This window comes from Streptomyces sp. NPDC056503 (genome assembly GCF_042794995.1).
Taxonomy (GTDB): Bacteria; Actinomycetota; Actinomycetes; order Streptomycetales; family Streptomycetaceae; genus Streptomyces.
Window position 1 is genome coordinate 11,771 of record NZ_JBHTST010000063.1, and the last position, 21,671, is coordinate 33,441.

The following is a 21,671-nucleotide window of genomic DNA, read 5'->3' on the forward strand; positions in this document are numbered from 1 at the left end:
GCCGCCCCGGACGTGTTAGCTTCCGGCGGTGATCTTCCCGGTCGCGGACGGCCGCGAACTCGACGCAACCAGGTCCTGCCCCGTCCCAGGGGCCGGTACCGGAGCCGCCCACGGCGCCGACCCCTGGGACCCGCTCGACCTGTTCGGTGCCTCCTTCGTCCGCGACCCCCACCCGTGGCTCGACCGCCTGCGCGCCGAGGCACCCGTCCACCACGACCCTCGTACGGGGCTGTGGCTGGTCAGCCGCCACCAGGACGTCAAGCGGGTCCTGCTCGACACCGACCGGTTCCTCCCGGACAACGCCCAGAACGCGGTCACCCCGCTGCCCGTCGCCGTGATGCGGATCCTCGTCCGCGCCGGTTTCACGCTTCCGCCCGCGCTCGCCAACAACGGGACCCCGAGCCACGCGGGCCTGCGCCGCGTGGTGACGCGGTTCTTCGACGCCCGGAGCGTCGCCACCGCCGTACCGGTGATCGAGCGCATCGCCGAGGAACTGCTGGACGAGGTGGCGGAGCGCGCCACGGCCCCGGACGAGTTCGACCTGTTCGCTCCCTTCGCCCAGGTCCTCCCCTGCAGGGTGCTGCTGGAACTCCTCGGCATCCAAGGCGTCGACCCCGCCACCCTCATCGCCTGGAGCGACGCCGCGCTGGAACTGTTCTGGGGCAGCCCGCCGCCCGCACGCCAACGGGAACTGGCCGTGCTCGTCGCGGAGTTCCACCAGTGGCTCGCCGCCGTCGTGCGCGCCGGCACCGCGCCGCCCGGCTCGTTCGTCCGTGCCCTCGCCGACCACCGCCTGCCCGACGGCACACCCCTGGACGCCGCCACCGCCGTGGCCGCGTGCTTCTTCGTCTTCGTCGCGGGCCAGTCCACCACCGGGCAGCTCATCGCCACCGTGCTCCACAGGGCACTCGCCGAACCCGGCGTCTGGCCGAGGGCCGCCGAGGAGGCGGGCATGGCCGAGGCATGGGTGGAGGAGGTCCTGCGCCGTGAGCCGCCCGTGACCACCTGGCGCAGGGTGACCGCGGAGGCCACCCGGCTGGGCGGCGTGGACCTGCCGGCGGGTGCGCAGGTGCTGCTGATGCTCATGGGCAGCGGGTCGGATCCGGCCGTCTTCCCGGACCCGGAGCTGATGTGCCCGGGACGGGCGAACGCCCGCCGGCACCTGGCGTTCGGAGCCGGCCGTCACCTCTGCCCCGGCGCCACGCTCGCCCGTACGGAGGCGGCGGTGGCCCTGCGCGCGGCAGCGCGCCGTCTTCCCGCCGTCCGGGCGGCGGACGCGTCGGCCGAACCCCCGATGCTCGGCCTGCTGTCGTTCCGAGCCCCGCTGAGGGTGGCGGTGGAGCGCGCCTCGACGGGGGAGGGCGCCCCGTCCGGACCGGCACGTAACGCCCGGTAGGCAGAGGCGCTGTCCGGAAACCGGCCCCCTCCTCCAGGGGGCCGCACGGCAGCCCCGGCGAGTACGGGCCCCGCGGCCAGGGAAACGCGGCATCGAGGCGCCTCGCGGACGGCACAGGACCGCCCGGTGGCCGTCAGCAGGATGCAGGCCGGAACTTTTCGCTCCTATGGCAACGCGCGCCACATTCCCGCCCGTGGATGTGGCGGGACGACATGTGGGCCGGAAACCCGGTCGTTCACCAGGATGTCGGCATCTCACCCCCATCTGGAGATGCGAAATGAAGATCAGGAAGCTCCTCGTCGCCACCCTGGCGGCCGTCGGCATCGCCGCCACGACGGTCGGCGGCGCGACGGCCGCGGTTCCGGCGCCGACCGTCGGCTCGCTGCAGCAGTACGACATCAGCGCGACGTACGTGAGCGGTCTCTCGTCCGGCGGGTTCATGGCCAACCAGATGCACGTCGCCTACTCGGACGTCTTCGAGGGCGCGGGCATCTTCTCGGCCGGCCCCTACGACTGCGCCCAGAACAACCTCAACACCGCCCTGTACGGGTGCATGGACACCTTCATGGCCCGCAAGACCCCGGCCCAGCTGGAGCAGCTGACCCGGGACAGGGCGGCGGCGGGGAAGGTCGACCCGGTCGCCAACCTGTCGGGCGACAAGGTCTGGCTGTTCCACGGCACCAACGACACCACCGTCAAGGCGCCCGTGAACGACGACCTCGCCACCTACTACCGCGACCTCGGTTCGAACGTGGTCTACGACAACACGTCCGCCTCGGGCCACGCCTGGGTCAGCCCGATCGGCCCCAACTCCTGTACCTCCACCAGCTCGCCGTACGTCAACAACTGCGGCGGCGACCCCGTGAAGGACATGCTCACCCACCTGCTCGGCAGCGTGAACCCGGCCAGCACCTCGGCGCTGACCGGCAAGCTGGTCCAGTTCGACCAGAGCACGTACACCCCCGGCGGCAGCCCGAGCGCGATCAGCATGGGCAACGAGGGCTTCGCCTACGTCCCGCAGTCCTGCCAGAGCGGCGCCTCCTGCAAGCTGATGGTCACGCTCCACGGCTGCTACCAGTACTTCGGCCTGGTCGGCAACGCCCTCATGGACAAGGCCTACCTCAACGAGTACGCCGACACGAACAACATGATCGTCCTCTACCCGCAGGCCACCACCATGACCGGCAACCCGCGCGGCTGCTGGGACTGGTGGGGCTACAAGTCGGCCGACTACGCCCAGAAGAGCGGCCCGCAGATGACCGCCGTGATGAACATGGCCACGGCACTCGGCGCCGGCGCCACGACCGCACCCCCGGCCCTTCCCGCCCCGGCCGGGCTCGCGGTCACCGGTACGACGGCGACCGGTGCCTCGCTGTCCTGGAGCGCGGTCTCGGGCGCGGCGTCCTACAACGTCTATCGTGACGGCGCGAAGGTGAACTCGGCTCCGGTCGCGGCCACGACCTACTCCGATTCCGGTCTGACCGCCGCCACGGCCTACGCCTACACGGTCGCCGCCGTCGACTCCGCGGGAACGGTCGGTGCCAAGAGCGCACCCGTCACCGCCACCACCACGGGAACCGCGACCACCCTTCCCGCCCCGGCCGGGCTCGCGGTCACCGGTACGACGGCGACCGGTGCCTCGCTGTCCTGGAGCGCGGTCTCGGGGGCGGCGTCCTACAACGTCTACCGTGACGGCGCGAAGGTGAACTCGGCCCCGGTCGCGGCCACGACCTACTCCGATTCCGGTCTGACCGCCGCCACGGCCTACGCCTACACGGTCGCCGCCGTCGACTCCGCCGGAACCGTCGGTGCCAAGAGCGCACCCGTCACCGCCACCACCAAGGCCGCCCCGCTCTGCGTGACCGCCAGCAACTACGCCCACACCCAGGCCGGCCGCGCCCACCAGACCGGCGGCTACGCCTACGCCAACGGCTCCAACCAGAACCTCGGCCTGTGGAACGTCCTCGCCTCCAGCACCATCAAGGAGACCTCCCCGGGCTACTGGGTCACGTGCTGACCCCCTGACACGACGGAAGACGCCTTGCCCGGTCCGACGGGGGCAAGGCGTCCGTGCGTTCTCCCGCGCCCTGTCTCGATCCGATCCTCCTTCCGTCGTGGGCACGGCATGATCACCACAGGGCGCTCCGCGCGCCCCCGACGACCGCAGGAAGCGAGACACCGCATGCACACCGACACCGCGGCAGGGCCGACCCTGCCGGAAGCCGGATTCCGGCTACGGCCGGCCACCGCCCGGGACGCCGACTTCCTGACGGCGATGCTGACGGAGGCGTTCAACTGGGACGGGCCGCGTCTCACCCGGGACGAGATCCTCGCGGCCCCGCACATCGCCCACTACGTCACCGACTGGCCCCGGGCGGGAGACTTTGGGGCGGTGGCCGAGGCCCCCGACGGCACGCCCCTCGGCGCCGTCTGGGCGAGGAGGTTCCCGGCCGACGACCCCGGCTACGGACACGTCGACCCGCAGGTACCCGAACTGACCGCCGGCGTGCTGCCCGAGCATCGGGGCCGAGGCATCGGCGGCGCCCTGCTGGACGCGGTGGTGGCCATGGCGGCGCGCTCGGGCGTGGACCGCCTGAGCCTCAGCGTCGAGGACGGCAACCACGCCGCCGGACTCTACGCCTCCCGGGGTTTCGTCACGGTGGGGCGTGAGGGCGACTCGGACACGATGCTGCTCCGGGTGGACGCGGGCTGAAACCGGCGGTATCCGGCCGGAGTTCCCCCGCCCTCTGCCGGTCGGCGGACCCGTCGCCGTCGAGAGCGTGACGAGGCCGCCTCCCGCCGGGCCGCCGTTCCGGTCGCCGCCCGGTTCAGTTCACCGGCATCCCGATGCCCGGCAGCCAGAGCCGGCCGCGGTCGTTGACCGTCAGTTCCCAGGCCACCAGCTCGTCCGGGCAGACCGAACCACGACCGCGCACGTCGGCGACCAGCAGCCGGGCCGCCGACCGCGCCGCCGCGGGGTCCTCGTCCGCGAACACCGCCCGCCACCAGCCGCCGTCGCGCACCTGCCAGCCCCGCTCCCGCATGGTCTCCTCCCAGCCCGGCTCCTCGGCCGTGGTCCGGTGGTCCACCATCAGCGACAGCTGCCCGCGGTCCTGGCTGTACCCCACCCGCAGATGCCGCGGCCAGTCCCGCGAGCACCCGACGACGAAGGACGCCCAGTCGCCCGGCACCTGCACCGGCAACTGCTCCATCCACGAGTCCAGGAGCAGTTCGAGGGAGGACTCCAGGTGCTCCCAGGACGCGGCCGTGTGGTGGCCGTCCCACCGGAAAGCCGGCCAGTCGCGCTCCGGCCCCCGGTGCAGCAGCCAGAGGTAGGGGAGCGCGTCGAAGCCGTGCGGCTGCTCCGGCCGCCAGCCGACCGAACCCGACTCCACGGCGGTGTACTCGCGCCCGTGCAGGTCCGATGCCGTGTGCACCGAGAGCGTCGCGCCCGGCGGGCCGCCCGCCAGCACCACCACGTGCCGCCCGGTGTGCCAGCGCACGCTGGGGCCGGCGGCCGATCCGCCGTACAGAGTGGGCTCGCCGAGCTCGGCCGCCACCGCGTCGTACACCGGTCGCAGCGCCTCCCGCCGGGCTGCGCGGCCGGCCCCGGGCGCGTACGGGGCGACGAGCACGGCAGGCGCGTCCAGGTGTGCTTCGGGGCGGTCGTACAGGGAGCGGGCGCGGGCGGCCGCGGCTCCGGGACCGGGGAGGAGAGGGGGCGTACCGATGACCATGGCGCCATCGTGTCAGGCGACCCGCCCTTCGATGAGCGGGGTCCGGCGTGCGACGTCGTCGTACCGGCGTCGGCGGCACCGGACGCGCCGGAACCCTCGCTCGCCGACCGCGGGCGAGGGGCCGGCCGGCCGGGAAACCCGCCCGGCCGGCCCCTCGCGTCAGGACCCTGCGGTCTCGGTCTCGGCTTCGGCTTGGGCCTCCAGCTTCCTCTTGAGGGGCGTGTAGACCGAGTCCCACGTGTGGGGGCGTTCGTGGAGGTCCGTCACGAGGAGGGGGAGCAGCTCGGCGTCGAAGTTGACTCCGTACAGACCGCCGTCGATGGGGTGGCCGTTGACGACGACCGTGGGTGTGCCGGGACCGATCGGATCGTCGCCGGTCCGCTCGTACGCCTGCTGGGACGCGGTGACGAACGGGCGGTACTTCATCGTCCTGACGGCGAGGTCGAAGTCCTCGCCACGGAGGCCGGGCACCTTCCCGGCAAGCTTCAGGAGGCGCTCGGTGGTGAACCCGCCGCTGTTCTCGACGGCGGTCCGGTTCTCGAAGAGCACCGCGTGGAACTCGACGAACCTCCCCTTGTCCAGCGCGGCGCGCAGCGCGTTGACGGCCCGTTTCGAACCGTCCCCGCCGAGCCGCTCGTCCTTGAACGAGGCGAAGGTGTACTGGGCCCTGACCTCCCCCGCGAGCAGCAGCTCCTGGACTCCCTCGGCGCCCGTCTGCTCGTACTCCTCGACGACGGGGCAGCGCGGATCCTCGTACACGTGCACCGTCGAACGGGCCGCGGGGTTGCCGACCACGATCGTCGTGCCGTCCGAGGCCACGCGTTCGGGCAACCGGTCGGCGGTCGCGTAGCCCGCCGTCTCGTTCCGTGCCGCCGGGCGGGAGTCTCCCGACTCCTGCCCGTCCGGAGCGGCGTCCCCCGCCCTCGACCCGAGCGGTGAGCACCCCACGACAGCCCCTATGAGGCCGACGGTGACGGCCGCCCGGGCCGTTCTGCTGATCTTCATCGAGCTCTGATCCCTCCCCTGTGAACAGGCGGACTCTACGCGCCCGGTACGACAGCCGCATCGCGGATTCCGGCACGGAAGGGCACCGCCGAACGCCCGCCGTGGCGGCGGTCGGGCTCAGTCGGCCTGCGCCGACGGGCGGGTCGTGGTGAGGACACCGACCTTGTCGATGCGGTGCTCGGGGTTGCCCTGGGCGTCCCGCCAGAAGTTCCCCGCCGCGTCGTCCTCCGGGGTGGCGCAGGTGGAGAGGGTGATCATGGCGCGGGTGGGCCGCTCGCCGGGCTCCCCGGGGACGGCGGCCCGCTGCTCGGCGAGGGAGCGGTCGGAGCGGAAGGAGGTCGTGCGGGTCTCGACGATGCGGTACGTGTACGTGGCGCCTTCGGCGGTGACGTGCACCAGGTCGCCGACGTCGACGTCGGGCAGATCCCGGAGCGGGCCCCCGGCGGAGAGCCGGTGCGCGGTCACCTGGTAGTTGCCGATGTCACCGGGACCGACGCCGCCGTGGTCCCCGTACGGGCTGGCCGCGACGCCCCGGTCCTGTATGCGGGTGCCCGCCGGGTCGTCGGTCCTCCCCTCGTACGGCACGACCCGCAGGTCCGTCACCCCGATCGACGGGATGTCGAGCTCGGCGGGGCGAGGGCGCGGTGTGGGTGTCGCGGCCACGGGTTCGGGCGCCTCGGAGGCGCGCGTCGTCGGCGGCGCGGTGGCGGTGGGCACGGGATTCGACCGGGTGGCGCCCGGGGAGTCCGGGGCACCTGTGCCGGAGGTGGCGGCGCAGCCGGAGAGCAGCACGAGGAGGGCCGTCGTGGCGACGGTGGCGGCACGGCGGGTACGGGTCATGGCTCTCTCGACCACCTGGGCGTGGACGGCACGGCACCTGCGTGGTGGGGAGAACAACGGGCCGGCGCCCCGTATTCCCGCCCGGTTCCCGTCCGATGCTCGTCCGATGCCCGTCCGGTTCCCTCCCGCGACGCCCCGCCGCGGCGCGAGCCCCGTTCTCGCGTGGACGGTCCTCAGGGGGGGCGGACGTTCGTGTCGGAATCCTGCCGGAGGATGGTGCCGGATCCTGCTGGACTGGTCGTCACCCACCGCATGTGACGACCACCCCGGGACGGGATTCATGCCCACGGCGACCACCACTGTCCACCCTTCCGCACCGTCGGACCGCTCGCCCCGGATGTCCTGGCTGTCCGTGATCGCGGTGATGCTGGGCATCTTCTCGATCGTCACCACGGAGATCCTTCCGATCGGCCTGCTGACCTCGATCGGATCGAGTTTCGCCGTCTCGGACGGGATGGCCGGTCTCATGATGACCATGCCCGGCTTTCTGGCCGCGATCTCGGCACCCCTGGTCACCGTGGGCACGGGGCGTGTCGACCGCCGCGTCATGCTGGGTGTGTTCGTCCTCCTGCTGGCGCTGGCCAACTTCCTGGCCGCCGCCGCGTCGGGCTACTGGCTGGTGCTGGTCTCCCGCGTCATGGTGGGGATCGCCATCGGCGGCTTCTGGTCCATCGGAGCCGGACTCGCCGACCGGCTGGTGCCCGCCGGCTCCGTGGGCCGGGCGACCGCGGTGATCTTCTCCGCGGTACCGCTCGGCTCCGTACTCGGGGTGCCCCTGGGCACCCTCGTCGGTGACGTCGCGGGATGGCGGACCGCCTTCCTCGTCATGGGCGGTTTCACGCTGGCCGTCCTCGCCCTGCTGCTCCTGGCCGTCCCGCCCCTCCCTCCCGGCCGGGCCACGCGCCTCGACGTCCTCGGCGGCATGCTCCGGAGCGGCGACACCCGCCTCGCCCTGGCGATGACCTTCCTCGTCGTGCTCGCCCACTTCGGCACGTACACCTACGTCACCCCCTTCCTGGAGCGGGTGACCGGTGTGAGCGCGGGGCTCGTCACGGTCTGCCTGCTCGTCTACGGAGCCGCCGGGATCGCCGGCAACTTCCTCGGCGGAGCGGCGGTGCGGCGGCGGCCCCGGGCCACCTTCGCCGCGGCCGCCGCGATGATCGCCGGCGCGACCCTGCTCCTCCCGCTCCTCGGCCGGTGGGACGGGGGAGCGGTCGCCCTGCTGATCGTCTGGGGCATCGCCTACGGTGCCGTGCCGGTCTGCTCGCAGACCTGGTTCGCCAAGGCCTCGCCCGACGCGCCCGAGGCGTCCTCCGTCCTCTTCACCGCCTCCTTCCAGGCCACCATCTCCATTGGGGCCTTGGCCGGAGGGGTCGTCCTCGACCACTCCTCGCCCTCGACGGTCATGGTGCTGGGCGGGGTGACGGCCGTCCTGACGGCGACGATGACGACGACCCTGGCCCGCCGGCCGGGGAGCGCCTCGCCGTCCAAGGGCTCGTAGCCCCGACGCGGGTCCACGGGGCGGCCGGTCGTTCAGGGCTGACGGCTCTTCGCCTTCTGCCGCGCGTAGTAAGCGCGGGAGCGGTTGCGGTCGCCGCAGTCCTTCGTGTCGCACCAGCGGCGGTTCCGCCGCGGCGAGGTGTCGAGGTAGACCCATCCGCACGTGGCGTCCTCGCACTGGTGGAGGCGGTCGAGGTCGTCGCGCTGGGTGAGGGCCACGAGCCCGCGGACGATGCGGTTGCGCGGCAGGCGGAGGTCGGTGTCCCGGTCCTGCCACTGCCAGCGGCCGCCCGCGTGGACCAGTTCGGCCGCGGCGATCGCCGTCCGGTACATGCGCGCGAGGTCCGCGGCGGCTTCGGCGTCGTCGGAGAAGAGGGCTCCGTAGACCTTCTCCCGCGCCTGGACGACCTGTTGCCGTTCCCGCTCGGCCGCGGCGCCGTCCCGGCCGGCCAGCTCGCGCAGGGCCCCGGCCTCGTCCGTGCCGAGCAGGTCGGACTCGACGCACCAGTCGATGACGTCGGAGAAGGTCTTCAGGGACTCGACGCGTTCGGGCCCGCCGAGCCGCCAGGCGACGGTGTTCACTAGGTCGAGCATGCGGTCCCCCGCGATGTGGCCGAACCTCACGATCAGCTCCTCCCGCCGGCGACGGCGCTCGCTCCCGTGCGTACTTCCTCATGGGCAAAAGCATTATTGCATGTGAGGTGATCCGTTCGGCATCATGCACGATCAGCCCTTCACCCATGAGATTCTCGCGAGGAGAACGATCGTGCCCGTCGCCGTCCGTAGAGCCGTCCGTAGAGCCGTCCGCGGAGTCGTTCCCGGCGCCGTTCCCGGAGTCGCCCTCAGGCCGTTCACCGCGCTGTGGGCGTCCCAGGCGTCCTCGAACCTCGCCGACGGCGTGCTGCAGGCCGCCGCGCCGCTGCTCGTCGCCACGCTGACCCGGGACCCGCTCGTGGTGGCGGGCATGACCGTGGCGCAGTTCCTGCCCTGGCTGCTCGCGACCCTCCCCGCGGGCGCGATGGCCGACCGCGTGGACCGGCGCCGGATACTCGTCGCGGGCAACTGCCTGCGCGCGGCTGGGTTCGCGCTGCTCGCCCTCGCCCTGGCGGGCGGATGGCGCCACGTCGCGCTCCTCTACGCCGCGGTGTTCATCGCCGGCTGCGCCGAGACGATGGTCGACAACGCCGCGCTCGCCATCCCGCCCCGTCTCCTGCCCCGCGAGAAGCTGGAGCGCGCCAACGGCCGGCTGTTCGCCACGCAGTCCGTCGTCCACACGTTCGTCGGTCCGCCGGCCGGCGCGGCGCTGTTCGCGCTGGCGGCGTCGGCGGCCTTCTACGCCGGCGCGGCCGCGTTCGCCCTCGCCGGCCTGGCGGCCATGCTGCTGCCCGCGCTGCGTCCCACGGGGAAGGAGCGCCGGGACGGCCGCTCGACCCCGACCACCATCGGCCAGGACATCCGCTCCGGGTGGGCCCACTTCTGGCGCCACGACCTGCTGCGCCGAGTCGCGTTCGTCTCGGCGGCGATCAACTTCTTCGGCGCGGCCACCGGCGGGCTCCTCGTCCTGCTGGTCACCGGCCCGTACCGACTGGCCCTGTCGCACTACGGCCTCTTCGTCGCCGTTCCCGCCGCCGGCGCGATCGCCGGCTCACTGCTCGCCGCACACGTCGTACCCCGCATCGGCGGCGGCCCCACCACCTGGCTCGCCGCCCTCACCCCGGCCGCCGGCTACGCGGTCCTCGGCCTGGGCCACAGCACGCCACTGGCCCTGGCCGCGCTGTTCGCCGCCGCTCTCGCCTCCTCGCTGAACCAGATCGTCGTCAGCACCCTGCGCCAGGCGGCGGTCCCCGACGAACTCCTCGGCCGCGTCACCGCCGCCTACCGTCTGATCGTCCTCGGCGTCGTCCCCCTCGGCGCCCTCGGCGGTGGCCTGCTGGGACGCTGGGTGGGAGTCCGCGCCACCTTCGTCGCCGCGGCGCTCGGACTCGCCCTCGCCGCGATCCCCCTCGCCTGCCGGGTCACCACCCGGCGCCTCCGCGACGCCGAGACACCCCGCTGACCCCGCTCGCCTCCGCGCCCGCCTCGGACGCGTTCCGCCGCAGCCACGAGGCGAGGGCCGCGTAGTCGCCGTCGGCGAGACCGACAGCGGCATCGACCCGGTGGAGCAGGGCGTGTCCGGGATGGTGGGCGGCGACCCAGGCCCGGTCCGTGTCGGTGAGCTCGTCGTCTACCCACGCGAACGGCCGTCCCGCCGCCCGGTCGACGAGGGTACGCGTCTTCCAGTGCAGCCCGAGGCGTTCGTCCTGCTCGTCGAGGTCCGACGGCTCCGGCCAGACGACGACCGCGAGCCGCGGAAGACCGAGCAGCGGAGCGAGGGAGTCGTTCGCCTCGTCCCCCCACGTCGTGGCCCAGACCACCTCGCACGGAAGCGCGGCCAGCCGGGCACCGTGCCGGGGGTCGATCCTGCTCAGGAGCGGGTTCGCATCGGTCCCACCCGGATCGGGAGCGGTCGCGTGGGTCGGATACCGCGGCGGATCCGCCCCGAACGGGATCAGCGGTCCGTCGACATCGAGGAAGAGCAGTGGAAGCAGCGCTGTGCCGGTCACGGCAGCCGAGGATAGCGACCGCGCGGTGCCGCCGGCCGGTCCACCGGGTGGCTCGCGCGAAGAAGGCGTGAGAAGGCCCTTGAGGGGTGGTCGTTCTCCGGGCCGCCGACAGGGGGCGTGCTCTAATCGCCCGATGACGAAGATCGATGCAGAGCTCGTACGACGATGGCTGGCCGGCTGGACCACCGCCCGCTCCCTGCCCGAGGCCGAGCCGGTCGAGCCCGCGGGGGACGGCCTGCGGTCCAGGTGCGACCAACCCGGCCGCGAGGTGGAGGTGTTCGCGCTGCGCGCGGACGAGGAGCCCGAGTCCCTGGCGCGGCTGGCCGCGGACGTCGCCGCCGCGCGGCAGATCACCTGGCTCACCGTACCCACGCTGCGTCCGGGCACGGTCGAGGCCGCCGTCGGCGCCGCGGGACTGGAACTGCTCCACCGGTCCGAGTGGTTGATGACGACCGATCTGACCGACCATCCGCGGCACGCGCCCGCCGCGCCGTACGAGCGCGAGGTGCGCACGGAGGGGCCGGTCACGGTCGTCTCCCTCCACGGCCCCGCCGGAGAGGTGGCGGTGCGCGGCACCGTCGCCGTGGTCGGCGGCGACGCGATCGCCGACCGCATCGAGACGGACGCGGCGCACCGCCGACGCGGCCTGGGGCGCGCCGTGATGAGCGCCCTGGCGGAGGCCGCCGTGTCCCAGGGAGCCCGTACCGGTCTTCTCATCGCCAGTGAGGAGGGCCAGCGCCTCTACTCCTCCCTCGGCTGGCACCGCATAGCCGACGTCATGATCGCCCGGGCGCCGGTGGTTCCCCCGACCCGGGCCCGGTGACAGCCTGGCGGGTGGTCCGCGACGCATCGTCGCGTCCCTCTGCCTGCCCGCCTGCCCGCCCGTCCGCACGGCGCGGCCCCGCCGCCCGCGGTGTCGCGTGCCGCATCCGGCCGCCTGCCGATCGATGCGTGCCGTGCGTCGGAGAGCGGCCACCGGCCGCGTCGACGGCCCGCTCCCCAGGAAGGGCCGAGGTGGCGTCCGCCGCCGGCCTAGGTGCGAGGGGCGTGCGTGGCGAAGTCCGAACGGTTGCCGACCATCGACGTGGCCGTGTTCCCGGCCGTCGTCTTCCCCCGGTTGCGCCGGCGCGCGGAGGTCCGTAACCGTGTCGACGAGAAGACGACCGTCTTCGTCGCCCTGGCGCTGGGGGTCCTGCTCGCGCCCGTCCCGGGAGACCGGGGAATCCGGGACGTCCTGGTGCGACCGGCGACCGGCGACCGGCGACCGGCGTCACGCGGGCCGTCCGGTGAGCCCCCGCGCCCGCAGGAGCAGCAGGAGGAGGCGGACGGCGACGTCAAGGCCACCGACCCCTTCGGGCGGCGCTGGGTGATCCAGTGCAAGCACCGGCGCGACGGCCTGGCCGGCTCCGCGGTGGGCACGCCGGACCTCCAGGCCCTCGACGGCACCGCCCGCCAGGTACACGGCGCCGACGTCGCGGTGATCGTGACGAACGGCCGGGTCACCCAACCCGGCGTCGCCTTCGCTCGGCGGCAGCGCCTGCACGTGGTCGACCGCCACACGCTCGCCCGGTGGGCGTCCGGGTCGCGTCCTCTGGGGGAGTTGCTCCGTGCCGTTCCACCGCCCCGGGGACCGACCGCCATGCCGTGAGGCCGTGCCGGCGAACGGGGCGTTCCCGTCAGCCCGTCAGCCCGCCGCGGTCGCCGTCCGGACGGCGGGGACGGCGGTGAACAGCGCGGACACGGACTCCTTGACCCGGCGGGCGACGGCCTCGGGTGTGGAGGAGTCGAGCTTGCCGTCGAGGTGCAGGAACGCGAGTCCGTGCGCGAGGGCCCACACGGTGGTCGACAGGGCCTCGGTGTCGGCGGTGCCCGGGAAGGCGTCACGGACGACGGTCCGGACGTACGCGGAGACGGCCTCCGCCGCGGCGACGCGTTCCTCGCAGGTCGGGTCGAAGGGCTCGGCGAACATGGCGCGGAACAGCGCGGGGTGCTCAAGGGCGAACCGGACGTAGGCGACGGTGACGGCCGCGAGGTCGTCCGGGGTCGACGGGGCCGACGGGGCCGTACGGGCCGCCGACAGGTGCTCGGCGAGCTCCCGGTACCCCTCCGCCGCGACCGCCGAGACGAGTGCCTCACGGTCCGCGTAGTGGCGGTAGGGAGCCGTGGCCGAGACGCCGGCGCGGCGTGCGACCGCGCGCAGCGACAGGTCGGCGCCGCCGTCCTCCTCCAGCAGTTCCCGTGCCGCCCTCAGACAGGCCGCACGCAGATCACCGTGGTGGTACGCGCTGTTCCGCGCCATGAGTCACCCTCGCTCTCCCGAGGTGTTCCCCGCTCACCGTGCGTCCTGATGTGAACGGTGCATACATCCTAAGGGGCGGAAAGGGAAGAGGGAAGCGGGAACGCTCGCCGGCGGGCAGGCGCCCTGGAGCCGCCGGCAGGCGACGGTCCGGGCTCCGGCGCACCCGAGGAGGGCGTCGGAGCCCCTCCGCACGGCGCCTCGACCACGACTTCCACGTCGGCGACGGCACGTCGGCCGCCTCGGGACCGGCACCCGGAGAAGCACCGCGAAGCACAACTGGGACCCGCTCGTGCCAGGTTGCGCCCGCGCCTCAGCAGGGGATCATGGGGGAGAAGAGGGACGTGGCGCGCCGTACCCCGTGGCGCGATCCCGCAGCCGCCGTGAGTACGCCCCACCGAACGGTCCGCGAGAGGGGCCGAGGCGAAGGCCGACGCGAGAGGCCGAGGGCGACTTCGAGCGAGAGGAACGAACCCATGGGCAGCTTGGCACCGGGGTTCCATGGGAAGACCCACGCCTTCGAGGGGCGGCTGACGCCGGCGCGGTGCCCGAAGGAACCGTTCCCCGTCCTGTCCGCCGGGCCCACACCTCGCGTGTCCACCGACCGGTGGTCCTCCGCCGTGACCACCGGGCCGGGGGAGAGCCGAACCTGGACGTGGGCCGAGACGACGGCCCTGCCCCGGGAGGAGGGGAGTCCCACATGACCGAGCGCGAAGCATGGGGCGATGACGTCTACCAGCCGGACGGAAGCGAGGTCCAGGACGACGCGGGCGTCCTGGACTACGAGGACACCCTCGACGGGTCCTCGGGAGACCCGCTCGACGAGGGGTACTCGCCGCCCGAGCGGCCTCTGGGCGTCGAGCACGTGGGGGTCACCGCGGCCGAGAGGGCGCGTGGCGAGTCCCTCGGCGAGCGGCTCGCGGAGGAGGAGCCCGACCTCGCCGTCCCCGACGGCGACGGGCTCGGCGACGCGACGGACACCGACGGCGAACTCCTCGACGACCAGGTCGGCGGCAGGCGGGCCGGCCGTCTGGTGTCCGAGGACGAGGGCACCGGCCCCGTCACCTCGGAACCGAACGCCCGCGACCTCGGCATCGACGGCGGCGCGGCCTCCGCGGAGGAAGCCGCGATGCACATCGTCGAGGAGGAGTGAACCCGGGCGAACGCCCCCTCGGCCAGGCGTCCTTCAGTCAGGGCGGCCCCGCTCGTCGCGATCGTCTCCCGCGGAGGGACGCGCACCGCCTCCCGGGGCACCGGTGTCCCCGCGGTACCGCGCCCAGGGCGAACACGGCCCAGGCCGACCGGCGTAGCGGTACCGCGCCATGACGCGCACGACGGTGGGTGCCCGGGCTTCGGAGTGTTCCGGGGAACCGGCTCAGCGGCCGGCGGTCTCGGCCGCCGGACGGCCGCCGGACCCCCTGGGGCCGCGCACGGCCAGGAGCGCGGCGCCGATGTCCGCCGTCGCCCGGGGATCGGAGAGCGGACGGCCGGTCAGTTCCTCGACGCGCCGGAGCCGGTAACGCACCGTGTTGGGATGGACGAACAGGCTCTGCGCCGTGGCGCCGGCCGAACCCCCGGAAGCGAACCACTGCTCCAGGGTCTGCAGGAGCCGGGACCGCTCCGCCGCCGGCAGGTCGAGCACCGGCCCCAGGGTCACCTCCACCAGGTGGGCGGCCTCGGCGGGCGCCGCGGCGACGACCATGGCCAGGGGGTTGTCGTCGAACCGCGCCACGCCGGGTCCGGCGCCCGGCAGCCCGGACAGGGCCAGGCGGGCGAACCGCACGGCCTGCGGAGCGCCGCGCAGCGAGTCGAAGCAGGGGCTGAACCCCACCCGGGCGCGAGCGCGCCGCAGGAGACGGAGGCAGGTGGCCTCCGAGGCGCCGGTGGGCAGCGCGATCAGGGCGAGCTGCTGGTCCGGCAGCAGCCGCCAGGCGGAGGGGAGCTCCGCCCTCCGCAGGGCCGACTCCACGCCCGCGAGCGGTTCCTCGCCCGGAGCGCCGGCCTGCGCGACGGCGACCGCGTACGGCCCCTGCTCCGGCAGGCCCAGTTCACGCGCGGCCTCCCACAGCGTGCCGTCGGCGATGATGCCGGTGAACAGCGCCTCCACCAGGGCGGAACGCCTGGCCTGCCCCCGCGCGGTCAGCTCGGCGGACGTCTCCCGGTAGGTGACCGCCACCGCCTCCGCGTACAACCCGAACAGCGCCCAGAACCTCGCGGACTCCGACACCAGCAGATCGTCCGATACCTCCGGACGGGTGCGTGCCTCCGCGAGGATCTCGGTCCACAGCAGCTCCGAACCGATGCGGTAGGCCCGCAGCGTGTCGGCCAGCGGAACGCCCTGCTCTGCCCGGGCCCGCCCCGTCTCGCGCGCGGCCCCCGCCTCGGGAGTGCCGTCGCGGTGGAGCTGCGTCAGTACGAGGTCGGCGTTGGCGGCGCAGGAGACGCGCAGCGAGTCCAGGGGGATCAGCGCCTCGTCCCGGTACGCGTCGACCTCCGAGCGGATGCGCAGTGCCATTTTCCCGGCCAGCTCGAAGAGCCTCGCATGAAGCGCCACCGCCACACCCGATAGGTTCATGGCCGCAGCATAACCACCTGGTTTTGTCCGCCAGGACAATCGGGAGACCCGAGCGCTGTCCTGGCGTCCATAGGGCGCGGCCCCGAGCGGCTGCAAGATGTCTGCGATGTAAACATTCGGCGGTTCCGTGTAACGGAGGCGGGTCATGGCCAATCTGGCAGGGTTCCTCGTGGAGACGGCAGGGCGGCAGCCCGAGCACCCCGCTCTGCGTCTGGGGGAGCGGGTCATCAGCTACGCGGAGCTGGACGAGTACAGCGCCCGTGCCGCCACCCTGCTCAGGTCCGAGGGCGTCGAGCCGGGCGACCGGGTCGCCCTGATGCTGCCCAACGTCCCCGAGTTCGTCGTCCTGTACTACGGAGTCCTGCGGGCCGGTGCGGTCGTCGTCCCGATGAACCCCCTCCTGAAGACCAGGGAGACCGAGTTCCACCTCGCCGACTCCGGCGCCGTGCGGCTCTTCGAGTGGCACCAGGCACCGGGCGAGGGCGCGCAGGGAGCGGCGGCCGCGGGGGTGCGGCACACGGCCGTCGAACCCGAGCGGTTCGCCGCCGAGCTGGCCGGACACGAGCCCCTCCCCGAGGTCGCCGAGGTGGACGGCGAGGACATGGCCGTCCTGCTGTACACCTCCGGAACCACCGGCCGCCCCAAGGGCGCCGTCCTCACCCACGCCGGCCTCCGGCACAACACCGAGGTCAACGGCATCCGGATCCAGCGGATGACGCCGGACGACGTGGTGGTCGGCTGCCTTCCCCTGTTCCACATCTTCGGGCAGATCTGCACCATGAGCGTGACCGTCCGCAGCGGCGCCTCCCTCGTCATGATCCCCCGGTTCGCACCGGGAACCGTCCTGGACGCCATCGCCCGCGAGCGGGCCACCGTCTTCGAAGGCGTGCCGACGATGTACGCGGCACTGCTCCAGCACCCTTCGGAGGCGGACGTCTCGACCCTGCGGATGTGCATCTCCGGCGGCGCCTCCCTGCCCGTCGAGGTCCTCCACGGCTTCGAGCGGCGCTTCGGCTGTACGGTCCTGGAGGGCTTCGGCATGTCCGAGACCAGCCCGGTCGTCACCTTCAACCACCCCGACCGGCCCCGCAAGGCCGGCTCCATCGGCACCCCCATCCAGGACGTGGAGGTGCGACTGCTGGACGACAAGGGACAGGACGTGGCCCCCGGCGGGATCGGCGAGCTGGCCGTCCGCGGACCCAACGTGATGAAGGGCTACTGGAACCGTCCCGAGGAGACGGCGGCCGCCATCCCGGACGGCTGGCTGCGCACCGGGGACCTGGCCCGTGCGGACGAGGACGGCTACCTCTTCGTCGTCGACCGCAAGAAGGACATGATCATCCGCGGCGGCTACAACGTCTACCCGCGCGAGATCGAGGAGGTCCTCCACGAGCACCCGGCCGTCGCCCTGGCCGCCGTGGTGGGCGTCCCGCACGCCGAGCTGGGCGAGGAGGTGGCGGCGGCGGTCGTCCTCCGCCCCTCCGCGCAGGCCACCCCCGACGAGCTGCGGGAGTACGTCAAGGAGCGGGTGGCGGCCTACAAGTACCCCCGTCACGTGTGGCTCGTGGACCAGCTCCCGCTGGGGCCGAGCGGCAAGATCCTCAAGCGGGAGATCACCCGGCCGACGGCGTAGCGGCCGTACGGGGCCGAAGCCGCCGCCCGGCGAAGGGCGGCGGCGGTGGTCCTACGAGCCCTTCTTCGCCCGGACGCCCTCGGCGATGCGCCGGCCGACGCCCGGGTCGATGTTGCTCCAGTACGCGTAGGCGCGCTCCAGGACGGGATCGCTCACCCCGTCGAGGAGGTGGCCGACCACGTTGTCCACGAGGCGGTCGCGCGCCGCGTCGTCCAGGACGTCGCGCACGAGCGTGCCGGGCTGCCCCCAGTCGTCGTCCTCCGGGTGGGACACGTACGCCGTCCTGGTGATCTCGCCGTCGGCGCTCCATCCCGGCAGACTGCCGTACCGCTCGGTGTCGGCGGCGGGCCCGCCCTTGGAGTTCGGCGCGTAGACGGGATCGGACGTCCTGCGGTAGGCCATCGCGCCGTCCTTGGAGTACGTGTGGACGTCGACGACGGGGGCGTTCACCGGCAGTTGCTGGTAGTTGGTGCCGATGCGGGCCCGGTGGGCGTCCGCGTACGAGAAGAGCCGCCCCAGCAGCATGCGGTCCGGGCTGGGCCCGATGCCGGGGACGAAGTTGTTCGGCTGGAAGGCGGCCTGCTCGATCTCGGCGTGGTTGTCGGTGGGGTTGCGGTCCAGGGTCATCCGTCCCACGGGAACGAGCGGGTAGTCGCCGTGCGGCCACACCTTCGTGAGGTCGAACGGGTTGAACCGGTACGTCGCCGCCTCCTCGTACGGCATGACCTGGACGTGCAGCGTCCAGGACGGGAAGTCCCCGTCGCTGATGTGCTCGAAGAGGTCCCGCATGTGGAAGTCCGAGTCGGCGCCCGCCATGCGGTCGGCCTCGTCCTGGGGGAAGAACTCGATGCCCTGGTCGGTCTTGAAGTGGTACTTCACCCAGAAGCGCTCGCCGGAGGCGTTGATCCACATGTAGGTGTGGGAGGTGTAGCCGTTCATGTGGCGCCAGGTGCGCGGGATGCCCCGGTCGCCCATCAGCCAGGTGACCTGGTGCGCGGACTCGGGCGAGAGGGTCCAGAAGTCCCACTGCATGTCGTGGTCGCGCAGGTTGTTGTCGGCCCGGCGCTTCTGGGACCGGATGAAGTGCTGGAACTTCATCGGATCCTTGACGAAGAAGACCGGCGTGTTGTTGCCGACCATGTCGTAGTTGCCTTCGCTGGTGTAGAACTTCACCGCGAAACCGCGCGGGTCGCGCCAGGTGTCCGGGCTGCCGCGCTCGCCGGCCACGGTGGAGAAGCGGGCGACCAGATCGGTGCGGGTCCCCGGCTGGAACAGCGCGGCCTTGGTGTACCGGCTGACGTCATGGGTGACCTCGAAGCGGCCGAACGCGCCGCTGCCCTTGGCGTGCGGCTGGCGTTCGGGGATCCGCTCCCGGTTGAACTGCGCCATCTGCTCGATCAGATAGGCGTCCTGGAGCAGGATCGGCCCGCCGGGGCCCACGGTGAGCGAGTGTTCGTCGCTCTCCACCGGGGCGCCGGAGTCGGTCGTCGTGGAGGGTCGACTCTCCGTCATCACTCTGCCCTTTCGTTGCGCATGACCATCTCCTGTCCCCTTCTACCCTTTCGTGGCGATAGATCACCTTCTCTCCCTCGGAGATAGCCGCTGTCCGAGGGATGAGGCGAACGGGGGGCACGGGACGTGACGCGGCGGTGGGGCCGTGCCCGCGTGACCCCGAGGGGCCGGTGGGCGCGGGCGTGGATCTCGAAGGCGAAGGCGAAGTCGAGGGCGGGGACGGGGACGGGGACGGGCGTGCCTCCCGCCGGACGGCCCCTCGGCTCGCCCTTCGGCTCACCCCTCGGGGAAGCGGAACTCCGTGCGGCGGCGGGCCGGTGTGCCGGGTCGGAGCACCGGGCTGGGGTACTCGGGACGGTTGGGCGCGTCGGGGAGGTGCTGGGTCTCCAGGCACACCCCGCCGTGGCGGCGGAGGGGTCGGCCGGCCGGGTCGGTGAGGGTCCCGTCGAGCTGGTTGGCGGTGTAGACCTGCAGACCCGGGGCGGTCGTCCACACCTCCATCACCCGGCCCCCGTCGGGAGAGGCCAGGCGGGCCGCGCGGCGGGGGGCGTCGGACTCGCGTCCGGCCAGGACCCAGCAGTGGTCGTAGCCGCCGGCCTCGCGGACCTGCGCGTCGTCCGCCAGCACCCCGTCCCGGAGGCGGCGCGGCGCGGTGAGGTCGAAGGGGGTGCCCGCCACGGGCACGACCGGGCCCAGCGGGATGCCGGTCGGGCCGACGGGCAGGTATCCGCCGCCGTCGACCCGGAGCGTGTGGTCCAGGACGTCCCCGCCGTCCGCCGCCAGGTTGAAGTACGCGTGGTTGCTGAGGCTCACGACGGTCGGGCGGTCCGTGGTGGCCGTGCAGTCGAGGGCCAGGGTGCCGTGGGCGTCCAGGGAGTAGGTGGCGGTGACGTCGAGCGTGCCGGGGAAGCCCATGTCGCCGTCGGGGCTGCGCAGGCGCAGCCGGAGCGTCGCCGTGTCGGCGTCGGCGTCCGCCGTCGCCTCCCACACCCGGGTGTCGAAGCCCCCGGGGCCGCCGTGCAGGGCGTGGCCCCGGTCGTTGACGGGTATCGCGTGGCGGGTTCCGTCGAGGGTGAAGCGGCCGTGCGCGATGCGGTTGGCGTAGCGGCCGACCAGCGCACCGAGGTACGGGCTCTTCTCGGCGTACCGGTCGAGCGAGGGCAGCGACAGGACCACGTTCCCGGTGCGGCCGGCGGGGTCGGGGACGCCGAGGGCGTGCAGGATGCCGCCGTACGTGAGGATCTCCGCGTAGGCGCCGGAGGGTGATTCGAGGCGCCACAGCTCGGCCTCCTCCCCGCGGGGGGTGGTGCCGAACGGGCGGCTGCGGACGGTGGGTCGGGGCATCGGCTGTCCTCGTCACGTGTGGGGGCGACGGAAGGGGAGGGGGGCGGTTCGGGCGTTCGCGGAGAGGGCGGCGGAGGGCGGAAGGCGGAAGGCGGAGGGCGGAGGGCGGAAACGGTGAAGCGGGGGAGGAGCGGTGTGGGGGAGGCGTCGCGTCGCGGCGCGGGTCAGGCTCCGTCCGCCGACGTCCGCCGCTCCGGCGGCACCGCCGCGTCCGGGCCTCCCGTGGACTCGCGCACGACCAGCCGGTAGCCGGGTCTGATGCGCAGCGGTTCGGACACGGGGCCGCCGGCGAGGCGTTCCACCAGCCGGTCGACGGCGTGCCGGGCGATGGCCCGCTTGTCCGGGGCCACCGTGGTCAGGCTGACCGCCCCGTAGCGGCTCTCCTCGATGTCGTCGAAGCCGACGACGGCGATGTCCTCGGGAACCCGCAGACCGCGTTCGGTGAGGGTGCGCAGGGCACCGAGGGCGATGAGGTCGTTGTAGGCGAAGACCGCGTCGGGGACGGTTCCCCGGTCGAGGAGGGCCGTCATGGCGGCGGCGCCGTCGCCGCGGCCGTAGCCGTCGGTGGCGACGACCAGGGCCTCGTCGGGCGTCAGCCCGGCCGCGGCGAGCTCCTCGCGCCAGCCCCGCAGACGGAGGTGGGCGGGCCGGCGCTCCCGGTCGGTGCGGGAGCCGAGGAAGGCGATGCGCCGGCGGCCGAGGCCGAGGAGGTGGCGCACCGCGCTGCGGGCGGCGGCCACGTTGTCGATGGCGATCTGGTCGTACGGTGCCTCGTACTCGCGCTCGCCCAGCAGGACGAGCGGCGAGGTCTCCTGCCGGGCGAGCAGGTCGTCGTTCTCCAGGTGGATGGGGCTGAGGATCAGCCCGTCGATCACGTGCGAGCGGAACTCCTGGCACACCAGCAGCTCGCGCTCCCGCAGCCCCGCGGTGTGGTCGACGAGCACCGTGTAGTCGTGCTGGGCGGCGGCGTCGATGACGGCTCCGGCGAGCTCGGCGAAGTAGGGGTTGCCGAGCTCGGGGACGGCGAAGGCGATGATGCCGGTGCGGCCCTTGCGCAGATGACGGGCGGTGAGGTTCGGCCGGTAGCCGAGCTCGTCGATGGCCCGCTGTACCTTGGCGCGCATCTGGGGTGTGACGTGCGGATAGTTGTTGACCACGTTGGACACGGTCTTGATCGACACGCCGGCCCGCTGCGCGACGTCCTTGAGGCTGACGCCCACGGAACTCCTC

19 protein-coding genes are annotated in these 21,671 nt (G+C 73.3%); 9 read left to right on the forward strand and 10 right to left on the reverse strand.

The window, feature by feature from the left end:
- The first annotated feature begins 28 nt into the window (after window positions 1-28).
- From ACFQ8C_RS20055 to ACFQ8C_RS20065, 3 genes are all read left to right on the forward strand, one after another.
- On the forward strand, window positions 29-1,396 hold the full coding sequence (locus tag ACFQ8C_RS20055; protein WP_383459143.1) for a cytochrome P450: 1,368 nt from the start codon (window positions 29-31) through the stop codon (window positions 1,394-1,396).
- A gap of 277 nt (window positions 1,397-1,673) precedes the next feature.
- Window positions 1,674-3,413, forward strand: coding sequence for a fibronectin type III domain-containing protein (locus tag ACFQ8C_RS20060; RefSeq protein ID WP_383459145.1), 1,740 nt, complete (start codon window positions 1,674-1,676; stop codon window positions 3,411-3,413).
- Between the two features lie 165 nt (window positions 3,414-3,578).
- A complete protein-coding gene (locus ACFQ8C_RS20065) occupies window positions 3,579-4,109 on the forward strand; it encodes a GNAT family N-acetyltransferase (RefSeq protein ID WP_383459148.1) in 531 nt (176 codons plus the stop codon).
- A gap of 115 nt (window positions 4,110-4,224) precedes the next feature.
- Here ACFQ8C_RS20065 and ACFQ8C_RS20070 read toward each other — a convergent pair whose 3' ends face one another.
- The 3 genes from ACFQ8C_RS20070 to ACFQ8C_RS20080 form a co-directional block, all read right to left on the reverse strand.
- Window positions 4,225-5,133, reverse strand: a complete 909-nt coding sequence (locus tag ACFQ8C_RS20070; RefSeq protein ID WP_383459150.1) for a hypothetical protein — start codon at window positions 5,131-5,133, stop codon at window positions 4,225-4,227.
- Window positions 5,134-5,292: 159 nt separating this feature from the next.
- Window positions 5,293-6,138 carry a DsbA family protein gene (locus tag ACFQ8C_RS20075; protein ID WP_383459153.1) on the reverse strand — a complete coding sequence of 282 codons (846 nt, stop codon included), beginning with the start codon at window positions 6,136-6,138 and terminating at the stop codon, window positions 5,293-5,295.
- Window positions 6,139-6,255: 117 nt separating this feature from the next.
- A complete protein-coding gene (locus tag ACFQ8C_RS20080) occupies window positions 6,256-6,978 on the reverse strand; it encodes a sortase domain-bontaining protein (protein WP_383459156.1) in 723 nt (240 codons plus the stop codon).
- 280 nt (window positions 6,979-7,258) lie between these two features.
- Here ACFQ8C_RS20080 and ACFQ8C_RS20085 point away from each other — a divergent pair, with 280 nt between their 5' ends.
- Window positions 7,259-8,479 carry an MFS transporter gene (locus tag ACFQ8C_RS20085; RefSeq protein WP_383459160.1) on the forward strand — a complete coding sequence of 407 codons (1,221 nt, stop codon included), beginning with the start codon at window positions 7,259-7,261 and terminating at the stop codon, window positions 8,477-8,479.
- A 32-nt stretch (window positions 8,480-8,511) separates the two neighbouring features.
- Here ACFQ8C_RS20085 and ACFQ8C_RS20090 read toward each other — a convergent pair whose 3' ends face one another.
- Window positions 8,512-9,102 carry a CGNR zinc finger domain-containing protein gene (locus tag ACFQ8C_RS20090; RefSeq protein WP_383459163.1) on the reverse strand — a complete coding sequence of 197 codons (591 nt, stop codon included), beginning with the start codon at window positions 9,100-9,102 and terminating at the stop codon, window positions 8,512-8,514.
- A 142-nt stretch (window positions 9,103-9,244) separates the two neighbouring features.
- Between ACFQ8C_RS20090 and ACFQ8C_RS20095 the strand changes: the two genes are divergently transcribed.
- Window positions 9,245-10,534, forward strand: coding sequence for an MFS transporter (locus ACFQ8C_RS20095; protein WP_383459166.1), 1,290 nt, complete (start codon window positions 9,245-9,247; stop codon window positions 10,532-10,534).
- Here ACFQ8C_RS20095 and ACFQ8C_RS20100 read toward each other — a convergent pair.
- Window positions 10,494-11,081 carry an HAD domain-containing protein gene (locus tag ACFQ8C_RS20100; protein WP_383459168.1) on the reverse strand — a complete coding sequence of 196 codons (588 nt, stop codon included), beginning with the start codon at window positions 11,079-11,081 and terminating at the stop codon, window positions 10,494-10,496. The two genes, ACFQ8C_RS20095 and ACFQ8C_RS20100, sit on opposite strands and share 41 nt — an antisense overlap.
- A 133-nt stretch (window positions 11,082-11,214) precedes the next feature.
- Here ACFQ8C_RS20100 and ACFQ8C_RS20105 point away from each other — a divergent pair, with 133 nt between their 5' ends.
- Window positions 11,215-11,904: a GNAT family N-acetyltransferase gene (locus tag ACFQ8C_RS20105; protein ID WP_383459171.1), complete on the forward strand. Its 690-nt coding sequence runs from the start codon at window positions 11,215-11,217 to the stop codon at window positions 11,902-11,904.
- A gap of 228 nt (window positions 11,905-12,132) precedes the next feature.
- Window positions 12,133-12,729 (forward strand): restriction endonuclease, encoded by a 597-nt coding sequence (locus tag ACFQ8C_RS20110; protein WP_383459173.1) that lies wholly within the window; start codon window positions 12,133-12,135, stop codon window positions 12,727-12,729.
- Window positions 12,730-12,765: 36 nt separating this feature from the next.
- Here the strand turns inward: ACFQ8C_RS20110 and ACFQ8C_RS20115 are convergent, their stop codons facing one another.
- Entirely contained in the window at window positions 12,766-13,380 is a 615-nt protein-coding gene (locus ACFQ8C_RS20115; protein WP_383459175.1) for a TetR/AcrR family transcriptional regulator, read from the reverse strand.
- A gap of 697 nt (window positions 13,381-14,077) precedes the next feature.
- Between ACFQ8C_RS20115 and ACFQ8C_RS20120 the strand changes: the two genes are divergently transcribed.
- Window positions 14,078-14,530, forward strand: a complete 453-nt coding sequence (locus tag ACFQ8C_RS20120) for a DUF5709 domain-containing protein (protein WP_383459177.1) — start codon at window positions 14,078-14,080, stop codon at window positions 14,528-14,530.
- A 222-nt stretch (window positions 14,531-14,752) separates the two neighbouring features.
- Here the strand turns inward: ACFQ8C_RS20120 and ACFQ8C_RS20125 are convergent, their stop codons facing one another.
- Window positions 14,753-15,952: a PucR family transcriptional regulator gene (locus ACFQ8C_RS20125; RefSeq protein WP_383459179.1), complete on the reverse strand. Its 1,200-nt coding sequence runs from the start codon at window positions 15,950-15,952 to the stop codon at window positions 14,753-14,755.
- A gap of 145 nt (window positions 15,953-16,097) precedes the next feature.
- Here ACFQ8C_RS20125 and ACFQ8C_RS20130 point away from each other — a divergent pair, with 145 nt between their 5' ends.
- Window positions 16,098-17,585: a long-chain fatty acid--CoA ligase gene (locus ACFQ8C_RS20130; protein ID WP_383459182.1), complete on the forward strand. Its 1,488-nt coding sequence runs from the start codon at window positions 16,098-16,100 to the stop codon at window positions 17,583-17,585.
- A gap of 51 nt (window positions 17,586-17,636) precedes the next feature.
- Here ACFQ8C_RS20130 and ACFQ8C_RS20135 read toward each other — a convergent pair whose 3' ends face one another.
- From ACFQ8C_RS20135 to ACFQ8C_RS20145, 3 genes are all read right to left on the reverse strand, one after another.
- Window positions 17,637-19,097 carry a catalase gene (locus ACFQ8C_RS20135; RefSeq protein WP_383459184.1) on the reverse strand — a complete coding sequence of 487 codons (1,461 nt, stop codon included), beginning with the start codon at window positions 19,095-19,097 and terminating at the stop codon, window positions 17,637-17,639.
- 276 nt (window positions 19,098-19,373) lie between these two features.
- Entirely contained in the window at window positions 19,374-20,441 is a 1,068-nt protein-coding gene (locus tag ACFQ8C_RS20140) for an aldose epimerase family protein (RefSeq protein ID WP_383459187.1), read from the reverse strand.
- A 164-nt stretch (window positions 20,442-20,605) separates the two neighbouring features.
- A complete protein-coding gene (locus tag ACFQ8C_RS20145; RefSeq protein ID WP_383459189.1) occupies window positions 20,606-21,661 on the reverse strand; it encodes a LacI family DNA-binding transcriptional regulator in 1,056 nt (351 codons plus the stop codon).
- Window positions 21,662-21,671 lie beyond the last annotated feature (10 nt).